The sequence below is a fragment of the Streptomyces sp. NRRL S-378 genome, assembly GCF_000720645.1.
Lineage (GTDB): Bacteria > Actinomycetota > Actinomycetes > Streptomycetales > Streptomycetaceae > Streptomyces.
In genome coordinates this window covers 1-24,697 of the sequence record NZ_JOBX01000068.1, presented here as the reverse complement: position 1 = coordinate 24,697, position 24,697 = coordinate 1, and the positions used below count along the sequence as shown (strand labels likewise).

24 protein-coding genes are annotated in these 24,697 nt (G+C 71.6%); 15 read left to right on the top strand and 9 right to left on the bottom strand.

What is annotated here, in order from left to right:
• The first annotated feature begins 77 nt into the window (after positions 1-77).
• Entirely contained in the window at positions 78-806 is a 729-nt protein-coding gene (locus IH80_RS0132375; RefSeq protein WP_030965218.1) for a MerR family transcriptional regulator, read from the top strand.
• Between the two features lie 295 nt (positions 807-1,101).
• Positions 1,102-1,773, top strand: coding sequence for a maltokinase N-terminal cap-like domain-containing protein (locus tag IH80_RS0132365; protein ID WP_030965216.1), 672 nt, complete (start codon positions 1,102-1,104; stop codon positions 1,771-1,773).
• Positions 1,774-1,842: 69 nt separating this feature from the next.
• On the opposite strand, the gene IH80_RS0132360 is transcribed toward IH80_RS0132365, so the two are convergent.
• From IH80_RS0132360 to IH80_RS0132340, 5 genes are all read right to left on the bottom strand, one after another.
• Positions 1,843-4,014, bottom strand: coding sequence for a 3-hydroxyacyl-CoA dehydrogenase NAD-binding domain-containing protein (locus IH80_RS0132360; protein ID WP_030965215.1), 2,172 nt, complete (start codon positions 4,012-4,014; stop codon positions 1,843-1,845).
• 44 nt (positions 4,015-4,058) lie between these two features.
• Entirely contained in the window at positions 4,059-5,273 is a 1,215-nt protein-coding gene (locus tag IH80_RS0132355; protein ID WP_030965214.1) for an acetyl-CoA C-acetyltransferase, read from the bottom strand.
• Between the two features lie 70 nt (positions 5,274-5,343).
• Complete coding sequence (locus IH80_RS0132350; protein WP_030965212.1) at positions 5,344-6,486, bottom strand: acyl-CoA dehydrogenase family protein; 1,143 nt, start codon at positions 6,484-6,486, stop codon at positions 5,344-5,346.
• Between the two features lie 12 nt (positions 6,487-6,498).
• Positions 6,499-7,524 (bottom strand): LLM class F420-dependent oxidoreductase, encoded by a 1,026-nt coding sequence (locus IH80_RS0132345; protein WP_030965211.1) that lies wholly within the window; start codon positions 7,522-7,524, stop codon positions 6,499-6,501.
• Entirely contained in the window at positions 7,524-8,675 is a 1,152-nt protein-coding gene (locus IH80_RS0132340) for a CaiB/BaiF CoA transferase family protein (RefSeq protein WP_051810190.1), read from the bottom strand. Before IH80_RS0132340 ends, IH80_RS0132345 begins: the two co-directional genes overlap by 1 nt.
• Before the next feature lie 326 nt (positions 8,676-9,001).
• Between IH80_RS0132340 and IH80_RS39985 the strand changes: the two genes are divergently transcribed.
• Both IH80_RS39985 and IH80_RS0132330 read left to right on the top strand, forming a co-directional pair.
• Positions 9,002-10,627 carry a PKD domain-containing protein gene (locus tag IH80_RS39985; protein WP_037881791.1) on the top strand — a complete coding sequence of 542 codons (1,626 nt, stop codon included), beginning with the start codon at positions 9,002-9,004 and terminating at the stop codon, positions 10,625-10,627.
• A gap of 185 nt (positions 10,628-10,812) precedes the next feature.
• A complete protein-coding gene (locus tag IH80_RS0132330; protein WP_030965209.1) occupies positions 10,813-12,012 on the top strand; it encodes a saccharopine dehydrogenase family protein in 1,200 nt (399 codons plus the stop codon).
• A gap of 12 nt (positions 12,013-12,024) precedes the next feature.
• On the opposite strand, the gene IH80_RS0132325 is transcribed toward IH80_RS0132330, so the two are convergent.
• Positions 12,025-12,702: an endonuclease V gene (locus tag IH80_RS0132325; RefSeq protein WP_030965208.1), complete on the bottom strand. Its 678-nt coding sequence runs from the start codon at positions 12,700-12,702 to the stop codon at positions 12,025-12,027.
• A gap of 26 nt (positions 12,703-12,728) precedes the next feature.
• Between IH80_RS0132325 and IH80_RS0132320 the strand changes: the two genes are divergently transcribed.
• Positions 12,729-13,028, top strand: a complete 300-nt coding sequence (locus tag IH80_RS0132320; protein WP_030965206.1) for a YciI family protein — start codon at positions 12,729-12,731, stop codon at positions 13,026-13,028.
• An 85-nt stretch (positions 13,029-13,113) separates the two neighbouring features.
• Here the strand turns inward: IH80_RS0132320 and IH80_RS0132315 are convergent, their stop codons facing one another.
• Positions 13,114-14,175, bottom strand: a complete 1,062-nt coding sequence (locus IH80_RS0132315) for an oxidoreductase (protein WP_037881788.1) — start codon at positions 14,173-14,175, stop codon at positions 13,114-13,116.
• A gap of 331 nt (positions 14,176-14,506) precedes the next feature.
• On the opposite strand from IH80_RS0132315, the gene IH80_RS0132310 reads away from it, so the two are divergent.
• The 9 genes from IH80_RS0132310 (at position 14,507) to IH80_RS0132265 (ending at position 22,035) form a co-directional block, all read left to right on the top strand.
• The gene (locus tag IH80_RS0132310) at positions 14,507-14,923 is read left to right on the top strand and encodes an SsgA family sporulation/cell division regulator (protein ID WP_030965204.1); all 417 of its coding nucleotides are present in this window, start codon (positions 14,507-14,509) and stop codon (positions 14,921-14,923) included.
• A 340-nt stretch (positions 14,924-15,263) separates the two neighbouring features.
• Positions 15,264-16,904 (top strand): ABC-F family ATP-binding cassette domain-containing protein, encoded by a 1,641-nt coding sequence (locus IH80_RS0132300; RefSeq protein ID WP_199819339.1) that lies wholly within the window; start codon positions 15,264-15,266, stop codon positions 16,902-16,904.
• Between the two features lie 130 nt (positions 16,905-17,034).
• Positions 17,035-17,886: a helix-turn-helix domain-containing protein gene (locus IH80_RS0132295; protein WP_030965201.1), complete on the top strand. Its 852-nt coding sequence runs from the start codon at positions 17,035-17,037 to the stop codon at positions 17,884-17,886.
• A 39-nt stretch (positions 17,887-17,925) separates the two neighbouring features.
• Positions 17,926-18,201, top strand: coding sequence for a hypothetical protein (locus IH80_RS0132290; RefSeq protein ID WP_324609441.1), 276 nt, complete (start codon positions 17,926-17,928; stop codon positions 18,199-18,201).
• Between the two features lie 166 nt (positions 18,202-18,367).
• Positions 18,368-19,339: an acyl-ACP desaturase gene (locus IH80_RS0132285; RefSeq protein ID WP_030965199.1), complete on the top strand. Its 972-nt coding sequence runs from the start codon at positions 18,368-18,370 to the stop codon at positions 19,337-19,339.
• Positions 19,340-19,411: 72 nt separating this feature from the next.
• Positions 19,412-19,714: a hypothetical protein gene (locus IH80_RS0132280; protein ID WP_030965198.1), complete on the top strand. Its 303-nt coding sequence runs from the start codon at positions 19,412-19,414 to the stop codon at positions 19,712-19,714.
• On the top strand, positions 19,707-20,840 hold the full coding sequence (locus IH80_RS0132275) for a hypothetical protein (RefSeq protein WP_030965197.1): 1,134 nt from the start codon (positions 19,707-19,709) through the stop codon (positions 20,838-20,840). Before IH80_RS0132280 ends, IH80_RS0132275 begins: the two co-directional genes overlap by 8 nt.
• Positions 20,837-21,457, top strand: coding sequence for a hypothetical protein (locus IH80_RS0132270; protein WP_030965196.1), 621 nt, complete (start codon positions 20,837-20,839; stop codon positions 21,455-21,457). The genes IH80_RS0132275 and IH80_RS0132270 overlap by 4 nt, the downstream gene beginning before the upstream one ends.
• A complete protein-coding gene (locus tag IH80_RS0132265) occupies positions 21,454-22,035 on the top strand; it encodes a hypothetical protein (protein ID WP_030965194.1) in 582 nt (193 codons plus the stop codon). The genes IH80_RS0132270 and IH80_RS0132265 overlap by 4 nt, the downstream gene beginning before the upstream one ends.
• A gap of 1 nt (position 22,036) precedes the next feature.
• Here IH80_RS0132265 and IH80_RS0132260 read toward each other — a convergent pair whose 3' ends face one another.
• Both IH80_RS0132260 and ligD read right to left on the bottom strand, forming a co-directional pair.
• Positions 22,037-22,276 carry a WhiB family transcriptional regulator gene (locus IH80_RS0132260; protein WP_030965193.1) on the bottom strand — a complete coding sequence of 80 codons (240 nt, stop codon included), beginning with the start codon at positions 22,274-22,276 and terminating at the stop codon, positions 22,037-22,039.
• Between the two features lie 132 nt (positions 22,277-22,408).
• Entirely contained in the window at positions 22,409-23,428 is a 1,020-nt protein-coding gene (gene ligD / locus IH80_RS0132255; protein WP_030965192.1) for a non-homologous end-joining DNA ligase, read from the bottom strand.
• Between the two features lie 75 nt (positions 23,429-23,503).
• On the opposite strand from ligD, the gene IH80_RS0132250 reads away from it, so the two are divergent.
• Complete coding sequence (locus tag IH80_RS0132250) at positions 23,504-24,571, top strand: ATP-dependent DNA ligase (protein WP_030965191.1); 1,068 nt, start codon at positions 23,504-23,506, stop codon at positions 24,569-24,571.
• Positions 24,572-24,697: the final 126 nt, after the last annotated feature.

The window sequence follows — 24,697 nt, the reverse complement described above, 5'->3', positions numbered from 1 at the left end:
CCTGGCCGTTTCACATCGTTGGTGCGACAGCAATACTGTTGAACCCAAGCTGTGGAGCAGAGAGCGAGGCGCAGACGATGGCCGACCAGGCACCCGAGCCGATGCTCACCGTCGACGAGCTGGCGGCCCGGGCGGGCGTCACCGTGCGCACGGTACGGTTCTACAGCACCCGCGGGCTTTTGCCCCCTCCCGTGATCGGTCCGCGTCGGGTGGGGCACTACGGGCCCGAGCACCTGTCGCGGCTGGCCCTGATCGAGGAGCTCCAGCACCAGGGCATGACCCTGTCCGCCATCGAGCGCTACCTGGACGCGCTGCCCGACGACCTGAGCCCGCACGATCTCGCCATCCACCGGGCCATGGTGGCCAGTTGGGCGCCGGACGCGGCCCAGGAGGTCTCCCGGGAGGAACTGGAGAGGCGGGCCGGCCGGAGCCTGTCGGACACCGACGTGCGGCGGCTGACGGCGATGAACGTGCTCGCCCCCTCGGGGGACGGGTACCGGGTGGACGTGGGACTGCTGCGGCTGGGGGTCGCGCTGCTCGACGTGCCGATCGCGCACGAGACGATCCTGGCGGCGCGCAAGGTGCTGGTGGAGCACACCCGGTCGGCGGCGCACGAGCTGACGGCGCTGTTCCGGGACGAGGTGTGGGGACCGTTCACGCAGGGTGAGAGCGACCCGGAGCGGGTGGAGTCGATGAAGGCGCTGTCGGCGCACATGCAGCCGATGGTGGTGCAGGCGCTGGTGACGGCCTTCCAGCGGTCGCTGCGGGAGGAGCTGCGGGCGGCCTTCGTCTCGGAGCCCGGGTGAGGGCTCCGGGCCCGGCGCCGGACCGGCCCGACGGCGTCCGTGACGGGCGTCCCTGACAGGCGCCCCTGACAGCCGGGCGCGACAGCCGTGCGTGACAGCCCTCCCTGACAGCCGTTCGGGTCTGCCCGCATGCACGGGCTGCCGGTGGACCGTCTCGCCGCCGTGCGCAGCGGCATGATGCTCACGAAACCGGCCAGGATCGCCGTCCGGGAACACCCCGCGGCCGCTCCCCGGTGACCGGGCGCGGTCGCCGGTCGCCGGTCGCCGGTCGCGCCGCCCGGGTAGTTTATGGATCATGGCAGTCATTCACCGCACCACCATGTCGCCCGGCAAGCTCGAACTGATCGCCGCCTGGTTGCCGTCGAGGCCCTGGTACCGGGGCGGGGACGCGCCCGTGCTCGCCAAGGCCGGCGGGTTCCGGCTCGACGACCCCGAGGGCGAGGTGGGCATCGAGTTCATGGTGGTCACCGACACCTCGGGGGACTCCCCCGTCACCTACCAGGTCCCGATGACCTACCGAGGGGTACCGCTGGCGTCCGCCGCCGAAGGCCTGATCGGCACCTCCGAGCACGGTGTGCTGGGCCGCCGCTGGATCTACGACGGGACCCACGACGTGGTCCTGGTCGAGCAGTTGCTCGCCCTGCTGGCGGGCCTCACGACCGCCCAGGACCAGAACGTGAGCGACACCCCCGACCCGGCGGTCGAGGTCCGCAGCGAAGGGTCCGGGGTGCCGCAGGGCCTGACCGGCCCCGGGACCGTGACGGACACCGACGAGGCGAGCCTCGTCACCGTGGGCCCGATGGCGCAGGAGGGCCCGGTGTCGACCCTGACCCTGTGCCGGGTGCTCCGTCCGGGGCCCGCTCCCGAGGGTGACGGCGCGACGGGACGGGTGCTGGCCGACTGGTCCGCCCCGGACGGCTCCCGGCAGCACGGCCCGTTCGCCCACCTGGCCGCGTCCGAGCGCTGACCGCAGGGCGCCCCGGGCCCGCAGACGCCCCGGGCCCGGCGTGCGGGCCCGGGGGCGTCCGTACCCGGATCAGTCCGCGTAGGTCTCGCCGCGCTCGGCCTTCTCCACGAGGGAGGCCGGCGGGGTGAACCGCTCGCCGTACTTCTCCGCGAGTTCGCGGGCGCGGGCCACGAAGCCGGTGAGCCCGCCCTCGTAGCCGTTGATGTACTGGATCACGCCGCCGGTCCAGGCCGGGAAGCCGATGCCCATGATGGAGCCGATGTTGGCGTCGGCGACCGAGGTGAGGACGCCCTCGTCGAGGCAGCGGACGGTGTCCAGGGCCTCGGAGAAGAGCATCCGCTCCTTCATGTCCTCGAAGGGCACCTCGTGGCCCGGCTTGGCGAAGTGCTCGCGCAGGCCCGGCCAGATGCCGGCGCGCCTGCCGGACTCGTCGTACTCGTAGAAGCCGGCGCCACCGCTGCGGCCGGGGCGGCCGAACTCGTCGACCATCCGGTCGATGACGGTGTCGGCGGGGTGCTCGGTCCACGTCCGGCCCTCCGCCTCGAAGGCCTTGCGGCTCTCGTTGCGGATCTTGCGCGGCAGGGTCAGGGTGAGCTCGTCCATCAGGGAGAGGACCTTGGCCGGGTAGCCGGCCTGGGCGGCGGCCTGTTCGATCGAGGCGGGCTCGACGCCCTCCCCGACCATCGCCACGCCCTCGTTGATGAACTGGCCGATGACGCGCGAGGTGAAGAAACCCCGCGAGTCGTTGACCACGATCGGGGTCTTGTTGATCTGGCGCACCAGGTCGAAGGCGCGGGCGATGGCCTCGTCGCCGGTCTGCGCCCCCTTGATGATCTCGACGAGCGGCATCTTGTCGACGGGCGAGAAGAAGTGCAGTCCGATGAAGTCGGCGGGCCGCTTCACGCCCTCGGCGAGCCCGGTGATGGGCAGGGTCGAGGTGTTGGAGCACAGCAGCGCGTCGGGCGCGATGACGTCCTGGATCTCCTGGAACACCTTGTGCTTGAGGGCGGTGTCCTCGAAGACGGCCTCGATGACGGCGTCGCAGCCCGCGAGGTCGGCCGCGTCGGCGGTCGGGGTGATCCGGGCGAGCAGCTCCGCGCGCCCCTCCTCGGTGGTCCGGCCGCGGGCCAGCGCCTTGTCGAGCAGCTTCTCGGAGTACGCCTTGCCCTTCGCGGCGGCCTCGGCGGTGACGTCCTTGAGGACCACCTCGATGCCCGCGCGGGCGCAGGAGTAGGCGATGCCGGCGCCCATCATGCCGGCGCCGAGGACGGCGACCTTGCGGACCTGCCGCGGCTCGACGCCCTGCGGGCGGCTGCGGCCGGCGTTGACGGCCTGGAGGTCGAAGAAGAACGCCTGGATCATGTTCTTGGCGGTCTGTCCGGTGACCAGCTCGGTGAAGTAGCGGGCCTCGATGGTCAGCGCGGTCTCGAAGTCCACCTGGGAGCCCTCGACGGCGCAGGCCAGGATGTTGCGGGGCGCCGGGTACGGGGCACCGTTCAGCTGCTTCTTCAGGTTGGCCGGGAAGGCCGGGAGGTTCGCGGCGAACCGCGGGCTGGACGGGGTGCCGCCGGGGATCTTGTAGCCGGGCGCGTCCCAGGGCTGCTGCGATTCGGGGTGGGCGTCGATGAAGGCGCGGGCCTTGGCCAGCATCTCCTCGGGCGTGGCGGCCAGTTCGTGCACCAGGCCGTTGTCCAGGGCGCGCTGCGGGGTGTACTGGGTGCCCTGGAGCAGCACCTTGAGCAGGGCGTCGGCGATGCCCATCAGGCGTACGGTGCGGGTGACACCGCCGCCCGCCGGGAGGAGGCCGAGGGTGACCTCGGGCAGGCCGATCTTGGAGCCGGGCACGTCGAGGGCGACGCGGTGGTGCGAGGCGAGGGCGATCTCGTAACCGCCGCCCAGGGCGGCGCCGTTGATGGCGGCGACGACCGGCTTGCCGAGGGTCTCGATGCGGCGCAGGGACCGCTTGATCTCGGTGCCGGTGTCGAAGGCGAGCTGCGCGTGCTCGGGGCGCAGCCGGATCATGTCCTTGAGGTCGCCGCCCGCGAAGAAGGTCTTCTTGGCGGAGGTGTAGATGATGCCGCGGATGGAGTCCTTCTCGGCCTCGGCGCGGTCGGCGACGGCCGCGATGGAGTCCTTGAAGGCCTGGTTCATCGTGTTGGCGGACTGGCCCGGGTCGTCGAGGACCAGGGTGACGACGCCGGTCTCGTCCTGTTCCCAGCGGATCGTGGTGGACTCGCTCATGTTCGCTACTTCCGTGTCGGAGGGGTCGGGGGATACAGGACGGTTCAGAGGCGTTCGACGATGGTGGCGACGCCCATGCCGCCGCCGACGCAGAGGGTGACGAGCCCGTAGCGCTTGTCCTGGCGCTCCAGCTCGTCGACGATCGTGCCGAGGATCATCGCGCCGGTGGCGCCGAGCGGGTGGCCCAGCGCGATGGCGCCACCGTTGACGTTGACCTTGTCGAGGGACAGGCCCATGTCCTTGACGAAGCGCAGGACGACGCCGGCGAAGGCCTCGTTGATCTCGACCAGGTCGATGTCGTCGATGGTGAGGCCGGCCTTGGCGAGGGCTTTGCGGGTGGCCGGGGCGGGGCCGGTGAGCATGATGGTGGGCTCGGAGCCGGAGACGGCCGCCGAGACGATCCGGGCGCGCGGGGCGAGACCGTTGCGCTCCCCCGCCTCGCGGGAGCCGATCGCGACGAGCGAGGCGCCGTCGACGATGCCGGAGGAGTTGCCCGCGTGGTGGACGTGGTCGATCTTCTCGATCCAGTGGTACTTCTGCAGGGCGACGGCATCGAAACCGCCGAGCTCGCCGATGTCCGCGAAGGACGGCTTCAGCTTGGCGAGGGTGTCGGCGGTGGTCCCCGGGCGGACGAACTCGTCGTGGTCCAGGACGACCAGGCCGTTGCGGTCGGTGACCGGGACGACGGACTTCGCGAAGCGGCCGTCCTTGATCGCGGCGGCGGCGCGCTCCTGGGAGAGGGCCGCGTACTCGTCGACGTCGCGCCGGGAGAAGCCCTCGATGGTGGCGATCAGGTCGGCGCCGATGCCCTGCGGGACGAAGCCGGTGTCCCAGTTGGTCATCGGGTCGGCGAACCAGGCGCCGCCGTCCGAGGCCATCGGGACGCGGGACATGGACTCCACGCCGCCGGCCAGGACCAGGTCCTCCCAGCCCGAACGGACCTTCGCGGCGGCCAGGTTGACGGCCTCCAGGCCGGAGGCGCAGAACCGGTTCTCCTGTACGCCGGCCACCGTGTCCGGGAGCCCGGCCGCGATGGCCGCGATACGGGCGATGTCGGAGCCCTGGTCGCCGACCGGGCCGACGACGCCGAGCACGATGTCGTCGATGGTGGCGGGGTCGAGGCCGGGGTTGCGCTCGCGCAGGGCGTCGATGAGTCCGACGACGAGGTCGATCGGCTTGGTGCCGTGCAGGGAGCCATTGGCCTTGCCGCGGCCGCGCGGGGTGCGGATCGCGTCGTATACGTAAGCTTCGGTGCTCACTGGTCAAGCCTTTCGGTGTGCTGGAAGGTCCTGGGAAGGTCCTCGGCGGGGCTGTGGGCGGGATGGGGGGTCAGCTGAGGAGGGAGCGGCCGATGATCTCCTTCATGATCTCGGTCGTGCCGCCGTAGATCGTCTGGATCCGGCCGTCGGTGAAAGCCCGCGCCACCCGGTACTCGGTCATGTAGCCGTAGCCGCCGTGGAGTTGCAGGCAGCGGTCCGCCACGCGCTTCTGCAGTTCGGTCGCCCACCACTTGGCCATCGAGGCGTGCACGTGGTCCAGCTCGCCGTTCGAGTGGTCGGTGATGCACCGGTCGAGGAAGGTCCGGGTGACGGCGACCTCGGTGGCCATCTCCGCGATCTCGAACCGGATGTGCTGGAGCTTGGACAGCGGACGCCCGAAGGCCTCGCGCTCCTTCACGTACTGCGTGGTGATCTCCAGCAGGTGCTCGGCGGCGGCGATCCCGGCCATGGCGATGCCCATCCGCTCCTGAGCGAGATTGGTCATCAGGTGGACGAAGGCGCCGTTCAGTTCGCCGAGCAGGTTCTCCTTCGGGACGCGCACGTCGTGGAAGAACAGCTCGGCGGTGTCCTGCGCCTTCTGGCCGATCTTGTCGAGGTTGCGGCCGCGCTCGAAGCCCTCCGCGCCGCGCTCGACGACCAGCAGCGACAGGCCGTGCGCCCCGCCCTCGGGAGTCGTCCTCGCCACCACGATCACCAGGTCGGCGAGGATGCCGTTGGAGATGAAGGTCTTGGAGCCGTTCAGCACCCAGTGGTCTCCGCGGTCCTCGGCCGTGGTCCGGATCCCCTGGAGGTCGGAGCCCGCGCCCGGCTCGGTCATCGCTATGGCGGTGACCGTCTCGCCGGAACAGAAGCCGGGCAGCCAGCGGCGCTTCTGCTCCTCGGTGGCGAGCGAGGTCAGGTACGGCCCGACGATGTCGTTGTGCAGGCCGATGGCGAGTCCGGGCGCACCCGCCCGGGTGAACTCCTCGGCGATCACGGCGGCGTAGCGGAAGTCGGTGTTCCCGCCGCCCCCGTACTCCTCCGGGACGGCGAGCCCGAGGAGGCCCTGGCGGCCGGCGGCCCGCCAGGCCTCGCGGCTGACGATGCCGTCCTTCTCCCACTGCTCGTAGTGCGGCAGCACCTCCTTGGCGAGGAAGGTGCGTACGGTCTCGCGGAACGCCTCGTGGTCGGCGTCGAAGATCAGGCGCTTCATCGGAAGGGCTCCTCAAAGCCAGTTCTTGACGGTTTCGATCAGCCGGGCCGGCTCGGGGCCGACGGGGGTGACGTTGAGCATGGTGACCCCCGCCTCCCGGAAGGCCTCGACACGCTCGCGCACGTACCCCTCGGGCCCGCACAGGGTCATCAGCTCGCAGAACTCGTCCGGGACGGCGGCCGCCGCGTCGCGCGTGCGGCCGGCGAGGTAGAGCTCCTGGATCCGGCGGGCCGCGTCCCCGTAGCCGTAGGCGACGGCGAGGTCGTTGTAGAAGTTCTTGCCGACCGCGCCCATGCCGCCCACGTACAGGGCGATCTGCGGCCGGGCGCGTTCCCGTACGGCGGCCGCGTCCTCGCCGATCGCGAGCAGGCCGCCCGCGACGGTGTGGAGCGGACCGAGCTCGGGCGGGCGCTTGGCCGCCCCCTCGGCAAGCGGGCCGCCCCACACGGCAGCGGCCTTCTCCGGGATGAACAGCGTGGGCAGCCAGCCGTCCGCGATCTCGGCGGTCAGCCGCACGTTCGCCGGGCCGAGCGAGGCGATGTAGACGGGAATGGTGTCGCGTACCGGCCGGGTCAGGATCTTCAGCGGCTTGCCGTGCCGGCCGCCCTTCTCCGGGGGCAGCGGCATGTCGGTGATGCCGTGGTGGTCGATCGTCTCCCGGCGCCAGATGCGCCGGCACAGCTCGACCGTCTCCCGGGTCCGGCCGAGGGGCCTGTCGTACGGCTTCCCGTGCCAGCCCTCGACGACCTGCGGTCCGGAGGCGCCGAGGCCGAGCAGCGCCCGGCCGCCGGAGAGGGCGTCCAGTCCGGCGGCCGTCTGCGCGATGAGGCCGGGGGTGCGGGAGTAGACGTTCATGATCGCCGAGCCGATCCTCAGCCGCTCGGTGCGGGCGGCGAGGTAACCCATGATCGTCGGGGAGTCGAAGCCCCAGGCCTCGGCCACCCAGACGGCGTCGAGGCCGGCGGACTCCAGCGCGGCCGCCCCGTCGGCGGCCCGCCGCGGGTCGCCCGCGTAGTCCAGCATCATCGACAGTTCCATCAGGCCTCTTTCGGCAGCAGGGCCGGTACGTCCCAGTCGGCGGCCACCGACTGGGTGTGCGCACCCGGCAGGGCCGGTCCGCCGGTGACGGCGGCCGGGGTCGCCGAGAACCGCGGCGCGGGGGCGGGCTGCACGGTCCCGCCGACGTCGGTGAAGGTCCCCCGGGCGGCGAGGTGGGGGTGGCCGGGGGCCTCGCGCAGCGAGAGCACGGGCGCCACGCAGGCGTCGCTCCCCTCGAAGACCGCCGTCCACTCCTCGCGCGTACGGGTACGGAAGCGGGCGGCGACGGCCTCGCGCAGTTCGCCCCAGCGGGCGATGTCCTTGCGGGCCGGAGCCCGGTCGGCGATGCCGAGGAGTTCGGTGAAGGTGTCGTAGAACTGCTGCTCCAGCGCGCCGACGGCCATGTACCCGCCGTCGGAGGTCTCGTAGGTGCCGTAGAACGGGCAGCCGCCGTCGAGGAGGTTGGCGCCGCGCCGGTCCTGCCAGCCGCCCGCCGCCATCATGCCGTGGATCATGGCGGTGAGGTGGGCGGTGCCGTCGACGATGGCCGCGTCGACGACCTGGCCGGTGCCGGTGGCCCGGGCGTGCTGCAGGGCGGCGAGGACGCCGATCACCAGGTAGAGCGAGCCGCCCGCGTAGTCCCCGACCAGGTTGGCCGGGACCGCCGGGGGCTCGCCGGGGTTGCCGATCATGCCGAGGGCGCCGGTGACGGCGATGTAGGCGATGTCGTGGCCCGCGGTGTGTGCGAGCGGGCCCTCTTGGCCCCAGCCGGTCATCCGTCCGTAGACGAGGCGCGGGTTGCGGGCGTGACAGTCGGCCGGGCCGACGCCGAGCCGTTCGGCGACGCCGGGGCGGAAGCCCTCGATGAGGACGTCGGCCCGCTCGACGAGGTCCAGGACCCGGGCGGGTCCGTCGGCGGACTTGAGGTCGAGAAGGACGGAGCGCTTGCCGCGGTTGGTGATGTCGTGGGCCGGATCGACCGCGAGCCCGCCACCGCCGGGCCGGTCCACCCGCACGACGTCCGCCCCCAGGTCGGCGAGGAGCATGGCGGCGAACGGCCCCGGGCCGATGCCGGCCAGCTCGACGACGCGCACGCCGGCGAGCGGGCCGTCGCCGCGCGCCGCCCCGGTCCCGTTCCCTGTCACTGCCATCGAGCCCCCAGCGTCTGCGGTGTGCTTGGTATGCCTGGTGTGCCTGGTGTGCGGCTGTGTGACACAACTGATGTAACACCGGTGATGCTAGGAACGTGTTCCACTGAGCACAAGCCCCCGGGCCGGGCTCCGGCGGGATCGGCCGGCATGGGCGCATCCGGGTCCCCGAAACGACGGAATCCAGGGGCCCACCCCCCTGATGGGTCACCCCGGGAGTCTGTACTCTGAACACGCTTTCGAGCTGATCAAGTGTTCAATCAGTCACATGTGGGGGACCGGTGCGTCGTCGCCGTCTTGTAATCTCCGTTGCCGCCATCGCAGCGGGCGTGGGTCTCGTCCCGGGCGTGGCCCAGGCCGATCCGGCCAAGCCGGACGCACGCGGCACCACCAAGCCGGACCTGGATCTCGGCAAGGACGCCAAGGCCAAGGGCCACGCCTTCACCAGCCCCGCGGACCGCACGGTCCGCAAGGCCCTGCCGTCCGCAAAGACCGGCGCGGCCGCCGCCCCGCAGGTGCAGTCCGTCAACGCCAACGCGGACCTCGCCGTCGGCGTCGCCGCTTACGGCACCACGGCCCACGCCACCGAGGTGGACACCACCATCACGAGCGTGGACACCGCCCTGAAGGTCACCATCGAGTGGGGCGACGGGAAGCAGGACGTCTTCGACGCCTACGGCTCCGACTTCCGGACCACGAGCCACACCTACGCCGAGGTCGGCTCCTACACGGTCAAGGTGACCGTGACGGACGCCGCGAACAGCCTCTCGGCCGTCAACGAGGTCAACTTCGTCACCGAGGGCTCGGACTTCACCCCGTACGCCCCGACCCGCCTGCTGGACACCCGCAACGGGACCGGCGCGCCGATGGGCATGGTCAAGCCCTACAGCTCGACCCGCGTGAAGATCGGCGGCAACGGCTCGATCCCCGCCGGCGTCACCGCCGTGGTCCTCAACATCACGGTCACCAACACCTCCTCCGACGGCCACATCACCGCCTTCCCCGAGGGCACCGAGCGTCCGACCACGTCGAACGTCAACTACAAGGCCCGTCAGACCGTCCCGAACCTGGTCATCGTGCCGGTCGGCAAGAACGGCTACGTCGAGATCGCCAACCGCGGCGGCATGCCCGTGGACCTGATCGCCGACGTCACCGGCTACTTCTCCACGACCGCCTCCAGCGGTTACACGCCGGTCGCCCCGTCCCGCTTCGTCGACACCCGTGAGGGCCTCGGTGCGGCGAGGGGCCAGCTCGGCGGCCGGAAGACCTTCTCCACCCAGATCAGCGGCCTGCGCGGCGTGCCCCAGGGCATCAGCGCCGTGGCGCTGAACGTGACGGTCACCAACCCGAAGGAGGCCGGCCACCTGTCGGTCTTCCCGGGCGGCGGCGCCACCCCGACCGCGTCGAACCTGAACTTCACCGCGGGCCAGACGATCGCCAACTCGGTCATCGTCCCCGTCGGCCAGGACGGCAAGATCAGCGTCTTCAACGGCGCCTGGGCGGGCGTCGACGTCATCGTCGACGTGGTCGGCTACTACAGCACCGACAGCAAGAGCGCCTTCCGGCCGATCACGCCGGAGCGCCTGGGCGACACGCGTGACCCCAACGACCCGGTCTACGGGAAGCTGTGGGGCCAGGACTACATCTACATGCCGCTGTCCTACGACGACCCGAGCATCACGGGCTTCGTGCTCAACGCCACGGTCACCAACACCGAGGGCGACGGGTACCTCACGGCCACCCCGGACCCGAACTCGATGGACGACTACATCAACCGCACGGCGCAGTGGCCGACGCCGCCGAACTCCTCCAACCTGAACTGGACGAAGGGCGCCACCGTCCCGAACCTGATCCAGGCGAGCACCGGCAGCAACGGCATCATCGACGTCTGGAACCGCGGCTGGGACGACATCGACCTCATCATCGACCTCTTCGGCCTCTACCAGCAGGGCTGATCCACCGGCAGGTGAACCCACGGCGCCCCGGGCGCGGCCGCACGGCCGTTCCCGGGGCGCCGTCGTCCCGGCGGCCCGCTCCCGCCGCGGGAACGGTTCTCGCCACACCCTCCCGGCGCCCGCTCGCGCGGACGCCGGACCGCCGCGCTAGCCTCGGGCACCCGACACCCACTGGAGGAGCTCTCATGAACGCAGGGGTCCCGCAGGACCAGCCGGAACGGGCCTACGACGTCGTGCTCTTCGGCGCCACCGGGTTCGTGGGGGCACTGACCGCCGAGTACCTCGCCGTGCACGCACCCGCCGGCTGCCGGTGGGCGCTCGCCGGCCGGGACCTCGCGAAGCTGGAGCGGCTGCGCGAGCGGCTGGCCGCGGTCGATCCCGCGTGCGCGGCGCTGCCGCTGCTGCGCGCGGACGCCCAGGACGCCACCGCCGTGCGCGAACTGGCCATGTCCACCCGGGTGCTGGCCACGACCGTGGGGCCGTACGTCTGGTACGGGGCCGAGCTCGTGGCCGCCTGCACCGAGGCGGGCACGGACTACGTGGACCTGACCGGCGAACCGGAGTTCGTGGACCGGATGTACGTGGAGCACGACGCGCGGGCCCGCGAGACCGGGGCCCGGCTCGTCCACGCGTGCGGTTTCGACTCGATCCCGGCCGACCTCGGCGCGTACTTCACGGTCCGGCAGCTGCCGGAGGGGGTCCCGCTGACGGTCGACGGGTTCATGCGGTCCAACGCGTTCTTCTCCGGCGGGACCCTGGCCTCCGCACTGACCGCGCTGGGGCGCGGACCCCAGACCCTGGCGGCCGCGCACGCCCGCCGGCTGCACGAGCCCCGGCCGCTGGGGCGCCGGGCGCGCGGGCCGCTGGGCGCGCCGCGGTTCAGTCGCGAGACCGGCACCTGGGCGCTGCCGCTGCCCTCGCTGGACCCGCGGATCGTCGCCCGGTCCGCGGCCGCGCTGGAGCGCTACGGCCCGGACTTCCGCTACCGGCACTACGCCTCCGTCCGGCACCTGCCCGTCGCGCTGGGCGGTGCGGCGGCGGTGGGCGCGACGGCGGCGCTGGCACAGGTGCCGCCCGCCCGGCGGTGGCTGATGGACCGCTGGGAGCCCGGCCGCGGGCCGGACGCGGAGCGGCGGGCCCGTAGCTGGTTCACCGTGCGGTTCGTGGGCGAGGGCGGCGGCCGGCGCGTGTTCACCGAGGTGTCCGGCGGCGATCCGGGGTACGGGGAGACCGCGAAGATGCTGGCGGAGTCGGCGCTCTGCCTGGCCCACGACGCGCTGCCGGAGACCGCCGGGCAGGTGACGACCGCCGTGGCGATGGGCGACGCCTTGATCCACCGTCTGCAGAAGGCGGGGATCACCTTCCGGGTGGCCGACGCCCGCTGACGGCGGGCCGGCTCAGGAGGCCTCCCGCAGCGCCCTGCGGCACAGAGAGTCGGCGCGGCGGGTGGTCTCCGGGATCCGGAAGCGCGGGCTCAGCGCCAGGACGTGCGCGCAGGCGTTGTCGAGCGACACCTTGTGCCCGACCGAGACGAACACCGGCTTGGTGGCGTCCTGCGTCCGCAGAGCCCGCCCGACCTCGGTCCCGTCGGCGGCGAACAGCGCGGAGGCGTCGCCGCGCCGGGCGCCCGGCTCGTCATGGGTGAAGGTGAACGGGTTCTTCGCGACACCGATGGAGGGGAGCCCCGTGACCACCCCGAGGTGGCAGGCGAGGCCGAAGCCGCGGGGGTGGGCGAGGCCGTAGCCGTCACAGACGACGAGACCGGGCCCGGCGGTCAGGGCGTCGAGGGCGGCCAGGACGGTCGGCAGCTCGCGGAAGGCGAGCAGCCCCGGCACGTAGGGGAAGCTGACGTGCCCGACGGCGGTGGCCTCCTCGACGACCTCCAGGGTGGCGGCGTCGAGCACCACGGCCGCGGCGGCGACCAGGTCGCGCGTGTCGTCGTAGGCGACGTCCACTCCGGTCACGAGCCCGCGGCCGGGCGGCGGCCCGGACTCGCCGAGTACGACGCGATGGCGCAGTTCGTCCTGTATCGCCCGGGCCTCGGCCTCGTCGGCGGGGGTCTTCACACTCGTCATGGTGGACCGAGAGTAACCTGACGATCATGTTTGTCATGGAGCTCTCCTACACCGCGCCCCTCGAAGCAGTCGAGGAGCAGATGGACGCCCACATCGCCTGGCTGGACGGGTACTACGCCTCCGGGGTCTTCCTCGCGTCGGGGCGCAAGGTCCCGCGCGAAGGGGGCGTCATCCTGGCCGGAGGGGTGTCCCGGGCCGAGATCGAGAGGATCGCGGCCGAGGACCCCTTCACGGTCGCGGGCGTCTGCGCCTACCGCATCACCGAGTTCATCGCCACGAAGACCTCGGCGGACCTGGCGACGGTCCGGGAGAACCCGCTCGGCTAGGCCGTCCCCCGGCCGGGGCCGGGGACGGCGGGCGGCGGACCGCCGGGTGCGGCCTGCCGCCGGACGGCGGGCGGCAGGCCCCGGGTCAGCGGCGTTCCAGCCGGGCGACCCGGCCCTTCTCCCCCGCGGCCCAGCATCCGGTGTCGGGCGCGCAGTCGACCGTGTCGAAGGAACCCGCGTCCAGCGGCCGCCAGTTGCGGCCACCGTCCGTGGTCACGTCCGTGCCCGTGGGCCCGACCGCGAGGGCCGTCCCGCCGCTGTACGGGTACCAGGCCGCTCCGGACCGGTAGGCCGGCGGCGGGGTGGTCGCCCCGCTCCAGCTGCGCCCCCCGTCGGAGGACACCGCGGCGGCCTGCGGGGAGGCCTGGCCGGCGCGGTAGTCGCCGCCCACGGCGAGGCCCCGCGTACGGTCCCGGAAGGCGAGGGCGAAGACGCCTCGCGCGGGATCACCCGCCGGCACGGTGGATTCGGCCACCCGCCAGGTCCGGCCGCGGTCCGCGGAGTGCAGGACCCGTGCGCTCGCCCCGCCCCCGGTGGCCAGCCAGACGTCGCGCGGGCCGGCGCTGACCAGGCACTGGCCGCTGGCGGCGAAGCCCGCCTCGCCCGGCAGCGCCTCGGGCATGCCCTCGCCGGGCAGTACGCGCCAGTGGCGGCCGCCGTCGTCCGTGGCGAGGATGCGGAACTTCCCGTCCACCGGATCGCTCATGGCCAGCCCGTGCCGGGCGTCGAAGAACGTCAGGCAGTCGTAGAAGGCGCGCGGGTCGGGGTTGCGGAAGGCCTCGGTCCAGGTGGCGCCGCCGTCCTCGGTACGCAGCACCCTGGAGGCCTCGCCCTCGCCGATGGACAGGGCCACCGCTCGCCGGGCGTCGAAGGCTTCGATGTCGCGCAGTTCCAGTTCCTCCGCGGCAGCGCCCGGCGGCGAGACGTCCTGCCAGCTGCGGCCGCCGTCGAGGGTGCGCAGCACGGTCCCCCTGGAGCCGGCGACCCAGGCCGTGGTCCGGCTGACCGCGGCGAGTCCGCGGAAGCGGGCCGTCGTGCCGGTCTCCTTGAGGGCCCAGCCGGACGCCCGTAAGTCCGTTGCCCGGCCCTGCTCTTCGGCGTGTGCGGGGCCGGCGAGCACCCCGACCGCCAGGATTGCCGCGCACATGCCAATTCCACCATCCAGAGGTCTCATGGCGCCGGAAGCTAACGCACCCCGGAACCGCCGTCCAGAGGGCGTCCGACGGTGCGTTCCGCCGGTCGGGTGAGCGACAACCGGCCCTTCTGGGGCGCTCCCCGCCCCCGCTCGGCGTACCGGTCCGCCTTCGCACGCTTCCGCCGGCCCGGTCACTCTGTGCGATCACACAGAAAGGTTCCGGCCAGTCGGTGACACAGCTCACTCGAACCCCCATGCACGGATTTGCCGATTCCGGCGTCTATCGGGTTGCCGGGCTCCACCCCCACAGTCCGGCAGCAGATCCGCCGCAAGGGAGTGAGCCTTGATCACTGTCATCGAGCAGGCCGCGCAGGCCCGTCTGGTCGCAACCGCGCCGAAGGTCGAGACCGTTCCCGTCACCCTCTGTTACGACCGGGCGGACCCCTTCGCCGTGCGCATGGCCTTTCCCGCCCCGGCCACGCTGGAGGGCGTCGAGGTCTCGTGGACCTTCTCGCGCGAGCTGCTGGAGTCCGGGCTGGACCGCCCGTCCGGATGCGGCGACGTGCGCGTGCGGCCGTACGACGGGGACCGGACCACGATCGAGTTCCACGCGGTGGAGGGGGTCGCGATCGTGCTGATGATGACGGCCGACCTGCACCGCTTCCTGGAACGGGCCGCGGCCGTGGTCCCGCCCGGTCTGGAGCACCTCTACCTCGACATGGACCACAGCCTGGCCGAGCTGATGCGCGACACCTGCTGAACTGCACGGCGATCCCGAGGTGGTGCCCGCGGCGATCACCACGGCGACCACCACGGCCGTAAATCGTTTGCGGACGGTCGCTCGCCGCCCGTAGCTTCGTAGACGCCCCATTGCCGTCGAACGGAGCAGGACGTTGCTCTTCTGAGGTCCGAGACACCGACCACCGCGACCGTCACCGCCGCGATCCCGCCATCACCGTGACCCCGTCACCGCCATGGCCCCGTGATCCCGCCATCACCGTGATCCCGTCATCACGGCCGCCGTGACGAGCGCGATCATCATCCGAGCGTCGGCTGTCTCCCCGCGTTGCACGCACCACTCACGCAACCTGGAGGCCTCCATGAGTCACGCCCCTGCATTCATCACCTGCTCCGCCCTGTCCTTCGACTGGCCCGACGGAACCCCCGTGTTCGACGGGTTCAACCTGGCCGTCGGCCCCGGCCGCACCGGCCTGATCGGACTCAACGGGAGCGGCAAGTCGACCCTGTTGAAACTGATCGCCGGTGAACTGACCCCGTCCGAGGGCCAGTCGTCCGTCGCCGGCTCGGTCGGCCACCTCCCCCAGACGGTCACCCTCGACACCGCGCTGCGCGTGGACGAGGCGCTCGGCATCCACACCGCGCGCGCCGCCCTCCACGCCATCGAGGCGGACGAGGCCACCGAGGCGAACTTCACGGCCGTCGGCGACGACTGGGACGTGGAGGAGCGGGCCCTGGCCACGCTCGACCAGCTCGGTCTCGGCCGGATCGGCCTGGACCGTACCGTCGGCGAGCTCTCCGGCGGGGAGTCCGTCCTGCTGCGGCTGGCCTCACTGCTGCTGGCCCGGCCCGACGTCCTGCTGCTGGACGAGCCCACCAACAACCTGGACCTGCGCGCCCGGGGCCGTCTGTACGCAGCCGTCGAGTCCTGGTCCGGGGTGATGCTCCTGGTCAGCCACGACCGGGAGCTGCTGGAACGGGTCGACCAGATCGCCGACCTGCGCGACGGCGAAGTCCGCTGGTACGGAGGCAACTTCACCGACTACGAGACCCTGCTCGCGGCCGAACAGGACGCGGCCGAACGGATGGTCCGGGTCGCGGAGGCGGACGTACAGCGGCAGAAGCGGGAACTGGCCGACGCACAGGTCAAATTGGCCCGGCGCAAGCGGTACGGCCAGAAGATGTTCGAGAACAAGCGCGAGCCGAAGATCGTGATGGGCGCGCGCAAACGCGCGGCCCAGGAATCGGCGGGCAAGCACCGCATCATGCACACCGAAAAGCTGGCCCAGGCCAAGGAGCGGCTGGACCAGGCGGTGGAGGCGGTCCGCGACGACGCCGAGATCCGCATCCAACTGCCCGCCACCGTGGTCCCGCCCGGGCGGCGCGTCCTGACCCTCAGCGATCTGCACCTGCCCCACGGCGCCCGCGTGCCGGGCGAGTGGGAGCTCCGCGGCCCGGAGCGGATCGCCCTGGTGGGGCGCAACGGCTCGGGCAAGACCACGCTGCTGCGCACGATCGCGGGACAGCTCGCACCGGAGTCCGGGACCGCCGAGACCCATGTGGCCACACGGTTCCTGCCGCAGCGACTGGACGTGCTGGACGAGGACCGCTCGGTCGTGGAGAACGTGGCCCGGTTCGCCCCGCAGGCCGGCAACAACCTGATCCGGGCCCGGCTGGCGCACTTCCTCTTCCGGGGCGGCAGGGCGGACCGGGCGGCCGGCACCCTGTCGGGCGGCGAGCGGTTCCGGGCGGCGCTGGCGGCACTGCTCCTGGCGGAGCCCGCCCCGCAGCTCCTGATGCTGGACGAACCGACGAACAACCTCGACCTGGCGAGCGTGCGGCAGTTGACCGACGCGCTGGAGTCGTACCAGGGCGCGCTCGTGGTGGCCAGCCACGACGTGCCGTTCCTGGAGTCGATCGGCGTCACGCGCTGGCTGCTGCTGGACGGCGAGCTGCGGCCGACCACGGCCGAGGAGGTCCGGGAGGCCCTGTGGCACGGATGACCGCCTGAGGGGCACTGCGCTCGCGGTTCCCTCCCCCCACGAGGGTGCGTCACACGAGGCACGAGAGTCACTCTGTGTAATACTGCGCTACCGAACGTAGCGGGACTCGGTGCAGCGGGAGAGGGGAACCGTGCCACCCAGAAGCACACCGACCGCCAGGCAGCGGCGCCTCGGCGCCGAGCTGCGCAGGCTCCGTGAGGAGTCGGGCATGTCGGTCCAGCGGGCCGCGGCCCTGCTCGGCGTCGACCGCACCCGGATCCCCAACATCGAATCCGGCCGGATCGGCATCAGCGCCGAGCGGGTCCGCACCCTCGCGCACCACTACGACTGCCGGGACCCGGCCCTGGTGGGCCTGCTCGCGGCGATGGCGCGGGAGCGGCACAAGGAGTGGTGGGAGCGGCACCGGGGGGCCGTGCCGCCCGAGCTGCTCGACATCTGCGAGCTGGAGCACCACTCGGTCGGCCTGCACACCGCGGTGGCCACGCACATACCCGGACTGCTCCAGACCGAGGCGCACGCGCGGGCCGTCTTCGCCGCCGCCGACCCGCCGCTGCCGGAGCCCGATCTCCAGGCCAGGCTCGCGCTGCGGATGGGCCGCCAGCAGGTGTTCGCGCGGGAGTGGCCGCCGCTGTACGAGGCGGTGGTGCACGAGGCGGCGCTGCGGATGCGGTTCGGCGGCCCGAGGGTGGCCAGACAGCAGCTGGAGCACCTGCTCGCACTGTCCGAGCGGGAGCGTACGTCGGTCCGCGTCATCCCGTTCAGCGCCGGCGGCTTCCCGGGGTCCGGCCAGTCCTTCACGTACGCCGCGGCGGCCCTGAGGCGGCTGGACACCGTGCAGCTGGACAGCTCGCACGGCTCGCTGCTGGTCGACGCGGCCCCGAAGCTGGCGCGCTACCGGGGACTGCTGGCGCGGCTGCGCGCCCTGGCCCTGCCGGCGGCCGCCTCCCGCGATTTCATCCGCACCGTCGCGCGGGACCTGTGAGCGGGTCCGGCGCGAAGACCGAGGAGACCGGAGAACGACATGATCAGCCCCAGAGCCGCCGCGGCCGCCGCCATGAGCCGCGCGAACCACACGGAACGTACGGCCCCCGCGGCCCGCCCGACCCGCACGGACATCGCCTGGTCGGAGCCGTTCTGCAGCGAGGGCGCCAACTGCTTCCGCCTCGGCCGCGGCACCGACGGGCGGGCACACATCGGAACGACGGGGTCCGCCGCCTACGTGTCCGACTCCGTCGACGCCCTCCGCGCGCTGATCTCGGCCGTCAAGGCAGGCGCCGCGGACCACCTGCTGGCATGAATTTGCGCTTTCGTTTCCCCCTCAAGCCCCTCCCAAACTGCACAGATAACCGGATGTAACCGGACATAGACACGCGCGGGGCTTGGCTGGTCTTGATGTCGCGCTTAACCTACGACTCCGTAGGCTACGGAACCGTAGGTAATTCGCTTTGCACCCAGGAGTACCCGTGACGATCACCTCTCCCCACCTCGGCAGCTCGGAGGCGTGGACCGACGCCAAGCTGCTGTACGCGCTGGAAGAAGTGGTCGAGAAGGAGCTCAACCGCCACTTGGCGGTCACCAAGGACTGGATGCCCCACGAGTACGTTCCGTGGAGCGACGGCCGGAACTTCCCGGGCTTCTTCGAGGACGGCGAGGCCTGGGACCCGCAGCAGTCCAAGGTCACCGACATCGGCAAGATCGCGCTCGTCGTGAACCTGCTGACCGAGGACAACCTCCCCAGCTACCACCACGAGATCGCGACGCTCTTCGGCCGCAACGGCGCCTGGGGCACCTGGGTGCACCGCTGGACGGCCGAGGAGGGCCGCCACGGCATCGTGATGCGCGACTACCTGCTGGCCTCGCGCGCCGTGGACCCGGACAAGCTGGAAGCGTTCCGCATGCAGCACATGTCGGAGGGCTTCGAGTCCGACAACCGCCACTCCATGCTGCACTCGGTGGCGTACGTGGCCTTCCAGGAGCTCGCCACCCGCATCTCGCACCGCAACACCGGCCACCAGTCCGGTGACCCGGTCTGCGACCGCATGCTCGCGCGCATCGCGCAGGACGAGAACCTGCACATGATCTTCTACCGCAACCTGCTGGGCGCGGCCTTCGAGCTCGCCCCGGACCTGACCATGCAGGCGGTGCGCGACGTCGTCGTCAACTTCCGGATGCCCGGACACGGCATGCCCGGCTTCGAGCGCATGGCCGCGCAGATGGCCATCGGCGGGGTCTACAACCTGCGGATCCACCACGACGACGTGCTGGCCCCGGTACTCCGCTTCCTCAAGGTCATGGACATCGCCGACCTCGGCCCGGAGGGGCAGAAGGCCCAGGACGAGCTCGGCCTGTTCATGCACGGCCTGGACACCGAGGCCAAGAAGTTCGACGAGAAGCTGGCCGCCCGCGCGGCCCGCATGGCGTCCCGCAAGGGCTGACCGGTTTCCGCCCGCTCGGGCGAGTGACGCCGATTGCCCTGGCAGGGCCGTGCTCTGCCAGGGTTTCCCGTCATGACGTCACTGCAGGTGGACATCGACCAGCTGACCCGTTTGACCCGCGCCCTGGACTCCTCGCTGGGCTCCCTGCGGGAGGCCCGGCGGGCGCTGGACCACGTACGGCCCGACCAGCTGGGCACGGCGGATCTCGATGCGGCGTGCGACGGCTTCCAGGAACGCTGGGCCTACGGCACGCGGGAGCTGACCAAGCGGGTCAAGGCCGTACGGGAGGGCGTGGACCGCAGCGCCGCGGAGTACGCGGAGCTGGAGCAGGCCGTCCGCGCGGCCTTCCTCCGGGCGGCGGCCACCCATGGCTGAGCACGCGGCACTGGGCTTCGACCCGGCCCCGGGAAACCCCGGCGCGGTCCTGGCCCTGACCAAGAAGCTCGGCGCGTCGGCGAAGTCCCTCGGCGAGGCCTCCCGCGTGGTGACGGACCTCGTCTCCCACAGCTCGTCCTGGCAGGGCGAGGCGGCGACCGCCTTCCGCGCCTCCCTCTCGCGGGACCTCCCCCGCTACCTGGCGTCGGCCCACACCTCCCTGACGGAGGCCGCCCGCCGCCTCACGGGATGGCATGACACCCTGGTCGCGCACCGCGAGCTGGCCGCCCGCTACGAGGCCCGGGCGGCTGCGGCGAAGACGGAGGAGGATCTGGCCGACGCCCGCCGCCTGGCCCGCGAACTCGCCGCCGACCACGCGGCAGCGGCCCGCCGGGTGGCCGCCACGCTGAACGCCGCGACGGACAAACTGGCCCCGAAGGAACCGGGCCTCCTGGCCTCGATCTGGCAGAAGATCACCGAAGACCCGGCGGACGCCCTCTCGAACGCATCGGCGATCCTGGGCGCGATCGGCGCCGCCACGGCCCTGTTCTTCCCACCGGCGGGCCTGGCGATCATGCTGGTGGGCAGCGGCCTGTCCTTGGCCGCGCTGGCCATGCACACCTCGGACCCGAAGTTCCGCAAGTCGCTGACGGATGGCTTCACCAAGGGCCAGTTCGACGCGGACTTCTGGAAGAGCAGCGTCACCCTCCTGGGAGACACCGCGGGCTCCGTCCCCGGCGTGGCCGCGATCGCCTCCGGCGCCAAGGCCGGCACGGCAGCCGCCCGCGCGGCCATGGCAGCCGCCCCGGAAGCGAGCGCCCTGACAGCCCTGGCCCCGGGCACCACGGCCTTCCGCCAGGCGGCGTGGTCCTCGGCCGACGACCTACGGCAGGTGGAGAGCCCCCTCACGGGGTGGGCCATGCGGTCATCGGCCCAAGAGACCCGTGACCGAGTGGGGGTGGCGGTGGCTGGTACGGGGGCCTTGACCGCCGTCATCGATTACACCTCGGACAACGAGACTGTCGAACACAGTTCCACCACCGTAGACGGCGCCCGAGGAGTGCTCGACGACGCACCCTCAGCCGTCAAGAGGTCGCATCACGTCTGGTCGGTGCTGCGGCCATGACACAGCAGAGCCCCGTCCCGCCGATCTGGTTCCGCCTGCCTGCGGGCTTCCACGACATCCGTCCAAGTGACAGGACAACGTTGGACGCGTTCGCCGAAGCCCTGGGCAGCTCCGACTCGCGGAGAGAACTGTCCCGGCTCATCGACGGCCTTGAAGAGCTCACCGATCACGATGTCGTACACACCGCGATCGGCCTTCACCCCGAAGAGCCGGCCGGCGTCGCTACATCCTTGTTCGCCCTGACCATCCGGCCCGTCGAGCAATCCAATCCCCGGCTCGCTGTGGCCCGTACGGCGCTGGCCATCGCTCGCTCGTCGCTCTGGATCAGCTCCATCCGTCGGTTCATCGATCTACCGTCCCGACTCCCCTGTTGCCTGGTTGCGGGGACCATTTCCGTACCCGACGTGGAGGATCGGCTGTTTCAAGCCAGAGTGGCGACCGTGCATCCGGATGGACTCCACCTACTCATCCTTGATCTGACCAGCGCGTCAACGCAGCACGCTGATGCCTACACGGACATCCTTGAGGCGGTCGTCCACACCACCCTCTTCGCCGACCCCGACGTGAGTGCGCCGCCAGCAGCCGGGACATCACGCATCTTGGAGGTGCTCCAATGAGCCTCGCACTCGCCAAGGTGGCATGGGACCACCCACCCACGGAAGTCGGCTACAGGCGTTTGGCAATCCGCCGTCTCAAATGGGTACTCAGCCTGGGCGGCCCCCCACTGATCGCTCTCGCCTGCATCGGCCGAATCCCCCATGCAGGCACGGTCTTTGCGCTGATCACTGTGCTCGTCGTGCCCTACCTACCGTGGGTCATCATCGCCTTCATCAGACGGCGTCGGGTCGCAGCCGTACTGCAGGCCTATCCCTGGCGGGATTGGCCATGCCGGTATCCGCGCCGCGCGACCGGCAGCCCGGCGACCATCGCCATCCCGTTTCGGGATGACTTCACGGCCACGCTGCGCATCCTGCCGTTCCCGATCGCGCTCGCGCAGTTGGAGAACGACCACCCGGACCGGATCTGGTTCGCGGGCGACCCTCGTTTCGGTGGGGTCGTGTCGCCCGTCGGGGGGCATTACCCCGTGCGGGTCGTGCCCCACACGCCGCGGCGCGAGGAGTGTGGTGGCGATGGGTTCGACCTCGCGCGGCGGGTGGGCTTGGTACGTGCCAGCGGGAAGGCTACTCGGACCTGAATCAGCTGCGGCGGAGCGCGAGGCGCTCCGCCTCCGAGAGGCCGCCCCAGACCCCGAAGCGCTCGTCATTGGCCAGGGCGTATTCCAGGCACGCCACCCGCCCCTCGCACGCCCCGCACAGCCGCTTCGCATCGCGCAATGAGGAGCCCGGCTCCGGGAAGAAGAAGCCCGGCCCGGTCTGGGCGCACAGGGCGAGTTCGTACCAGGCGGCGGTGTTGGTGGTTGCGGTAGAGGTGTTCATAGACATGCCGGAGATACTGCTCAGCGCGGATGGACGTCCGCTATACGCCTGATCAACATGACGTATGCAGCCCCTCCCGGAGCATCGCACCCCGCACTGACAACGGCCCCCGTCCGCGGCCGTGGCGGGGGCTCAGTCGGTGGGTTTGGCTCGGCTGGGTTGGACTCGTTTCGGTTCGCCCGGCATTTTCGGGTAGTCCGGGGGGTACGGCATGTCGCCCAGGCCGTGTTCGTGTTCGTCGCGCGAGGCGAGGTCCAGTACGGCGTCCAGGGTGAAGGCGTGGTCCTCCATGTCCGCGTGCACATCGCCCAGTTCGGCGAAGCGGGCCGGCATGGTCAGGATGTCGAAGTCCTGCGGCTCGGCGTCGTCCACCTCGTCCCAGCGCAGCGGCGCCGAGACCGGCGCGTGCGGGCGGGGGCGGACCGAGTAGGCGGAGGCGATCGTGCGGTCCCGCGCCGTCTGGTTGTAGTCGACGAAGATCCGCTCGCCGCGTTCCTCCTTCCACCAGGCCGTCGTGACCTTGCCCGGCATGCGGCGCTCCAGTTCCCGTCCGAGGGCGATGGCGCAGCGGCGGACCTCGGTGAAGGTCCAGCGCGGCTCGATCGGGACGAAGACGTGCAGTCCGCGGCCGCCGGAGGTCTTGGGCCAGCCGCGCAGGCCCAGCTCCTCCAGGAGGGCGCGCAGTTGATGGGCGGCGGCCACCGCGTGGTGGTAGTCGGTGCCCGGCTGCGGGTCCAGGTCGATGCGCAGTTCGTCGGGCCGGTCGGTGTCCGCACGGCGCACCGGCCAGGGGTGGAATGTGAGGCAGCCCAGGTTGGCCGCCCACAGGACGGCGGCGGGCTCGGTCGGGCAGATCTCGTCGGCCGAACGGCCGCTCGGGAAGGCGATGTGGGCGGTGGGGATCCAGTCGGGGAGGTTCTTGGGGGCCCGTTTCTGGAAGAAGGACTCCCCCTCCACCCCGTCGGGATAGCGCTCCAGGGTGGTCGGCCGGTCGCGGAGGGCGCGGAGGATGCCGTCCGCGACGGCCAGGTAGTACTCGGCGACGTGCCGCTTGGTGAGGCCGCGCTCCGGGAAGTACACCTTGTCCGGGCTGGACAGCCGTACCGTCCGCCCGGCCGCCTCCAGCTCGATCGCATTGCCAGCAGCACCCATGTGCGCCACCGTAGGCGCGCCGGAGCGTCGGCGCATACCGGGCGGGTCCGGACGTACCACCGCAGAATCGATGGCATGGATCTGCCAGTGATGCCGCCGGTCAAACCGATGCTCGCCAAGTCAGTGGCGAAGATCCCGCCCGGCATGCAGTACGAGGCCAAGTGGGACGGCTTCCGGGCGGTCGTGCATCGCGACGGCGACGAGGTCGAGATCGGCAGCCGCACGGGTAAGTCCTTGACCAGGTACTTTCCTGAGCTGGTGGAGGCCCTGAGGGCGAACCTGCCCGGCCGTTGCGTCGTGGACGGCGAGATCGTGATCGTCCATGACGGGCGTCTGGACTTCGACCGGCTGACCGAGCGGATCCATCCCGCGCAGTCCCGTGTCAGCCTCCTGGCCGAGACCACCCCCGCCAGCTTCGTCGTCTTCGATCTGCTCGCCCTCGGCGACGAGGCCCTCCTCGACACCCCGCTCACCGACCGCCGTGCCGCCCTGGTCACGTCCCTGTCCACCGCTCGGCCCCCCGTCCACCTCGCACCCGCGACCACCGACCCCGCGCTCGCGCAGGAGTGGTTCGAGCGTTTCGAGGGCGCCGGGCTCGACGGGGTGATCGCCAAACCGCTCGATCTCCCCTACCGGCCCGATGCCCGCCTCATGTACAAGATCAAGCACGAACGTACCGCCGACGTCGTCGTCGCGGGTTTCCGTTTCCACAAGAGCGGTCCGATTGTCGGATCGCTCCTGCTCGGCCTCCACGACGACCGGGGCACGCTCCAGCACGTGGGCGTCTGCGCCGCCTTCCCCATGAAGCGCCGGGCCGAGCTGGTGGAGGAGCTCGAGCCGCTGCGGATGGCCGATCCGACCGGGCACCCGTGGGCGGCCTGGGCCGAGGAGTCCGCCCACGAGAGCGCCCGGCTCCCCGGCTCGCAGAGCCGCTGGACCGGCAAGAAGGACCTCTCCTGGGTGCCGCTGCGCCCCGAACGCGTCGTCGAGGTCGGCTACGACCACATGGAGGGCGACCGCTTCCGGCACACCGCCCAGTTCCGGCGCTGGCGGCCCGACCGGACACCCGCGAGCTGTACCTACGCCCAGCTGGAAGAGGTCGTGGGCTACGACCTCGCCGAAGTGCTCGGGCAGACCGACTGAGACCGACTGAGACCGCCCCCGGGCCCTGGCGGCTTCCCAATAGAGAAGTCAAGGTCGGGATCCGTCCTGAACACAGGCCGTCTAGCTGCGTTGTCATGGCAAGCTTCCTCGTCGAAGGAAGGGAGA

Coding starts and splice junctions, on each gene's coding strand:
- IH80_RS0132325 (WP_030965208.1), bottom strand. CDS start 12,702: ATGACGAGTGTGAAGACCCCCGCCGACGAGGCCGAGGCCCGGGCGATA.
- IH80_RS0132340 (WP_051810190.1), bottom strand. CDS start 8,675: ATGGCAGTGACAGGGAACGGGACCGGGGCGGCGCGCGGCGACGGCCCG.
- IH80_RS0132375 (WP_030965218.1), top strand. CDS start 78: ATGGCCGACCAGGCACCCGAGCCGATGCTCACCGTCGACGAGCTGGCG.
- ligD (WP_030965192.1), bottom strand. CDS start 23,428: ATGGGTGCTGCTGGCAATGCGATCGAGCTGGAGGCGGCCGGGCGGACG.
- IH80_RS0132330 (WP_030965209.1), top strand. CDS start 10,813: ATGAACGCAGGGGTCCCGCAGGACCAGCCGGAACGGGCCTACGACGTC.
- IH80_RS0132275 (WP_030965197.1), top strand. CDS start 19,707: ATGGCTGAGCACGCGGCACTGGGCTTCGACCCGGCCCCGGGAAACCCC.
- IH80_RS0132290 (WP_324609441.1), top strand. CDS start 17,926: ATGATCAGCCCCAGAGCCGCCGCGGCCGCCGCCATGAGCCGCGCGAAC.
- IH80_RS0132345 (WP_030965211.1), bottom strand. CDS start 7,524: ATGGAACTGTCGATGATGCTGGACTACGCGGGCGACCCGCGGCGGGCC.
- IH80_RS0132365 (WP_030965216.1), top strand. CDS start 1,102: ATGGCAGTCATTCACCGCACCACCATGTCGCCCGGCAAGCTCGAACTG.
- IH80_RS0132315 (WP_037881788.1), bottom strand. CDS start 14,175: ATGTGCGCGGCAATCCTGGCGGTCGGGGTGCTCGCCGGCCCCGCACAC.
- IH80_RS0132260 (WP_030965193.1), bottom strand. CDS start 22,276: ATGAACACCTCTACCGCAACCACCAACACCGCCGCCTGGTACGAACTC.
- IH80_RS0132320 (WP_030965206.1), top strand. CDS start 12,729: ATGTTTGTCATGGAGCTCTCCTACACCGCGCCCCTCGAAGCAGTCGAG.
- IH80_RS0132265 (WP_030965194.1), top strand. CDS start 21,454: ATGAGCCTCGCACTCGCCAAGGTGGCATGGGACCACCCACCCACGGAA.
- IH80_RS0132300 (WP_199819339.1), top strand. CDS start 15,264: ATGAGTCACGCCCCTGCATTCATCACCTGCTCCGCCCTGTCCTTCGAC.
- IH80_RS0132250 (WP_030965191.1), top strand. CDS start 23,504: ATGGATCTGCCAGTGATGCCGCCGGTCAAACCGATGCTCGCCAAGTCA.
- IH80_RS0132280 (WP_030965198.1), top strand. CDS start 19,412: ATGACGTCACTGCAGGTGGACATCGACCAGCTGACCCGTTTGACCCGC.
- IH80_RS0132350 (WP_030965212.1), bottom strand. CDS start 6,486: ATGAAGCGCCTGATCTTCGACGCCGACCACGAGGCGTTCCGCGAGACC.
- IH80_RS0132270 (WP_030965196.1), top strand. CDS start 20,837: ATGACACAGCAGAGCCCCGTCCCGCCGATCTGGTTCCGCCTGCCTGCG.
- IH80_RS0132360 (WP_030965215.1), bottom strand. CDS start 4,014: ATGAGCGAGTCCACCACGATCCGCTGGGAACAGGACGAGACCGGCGTC.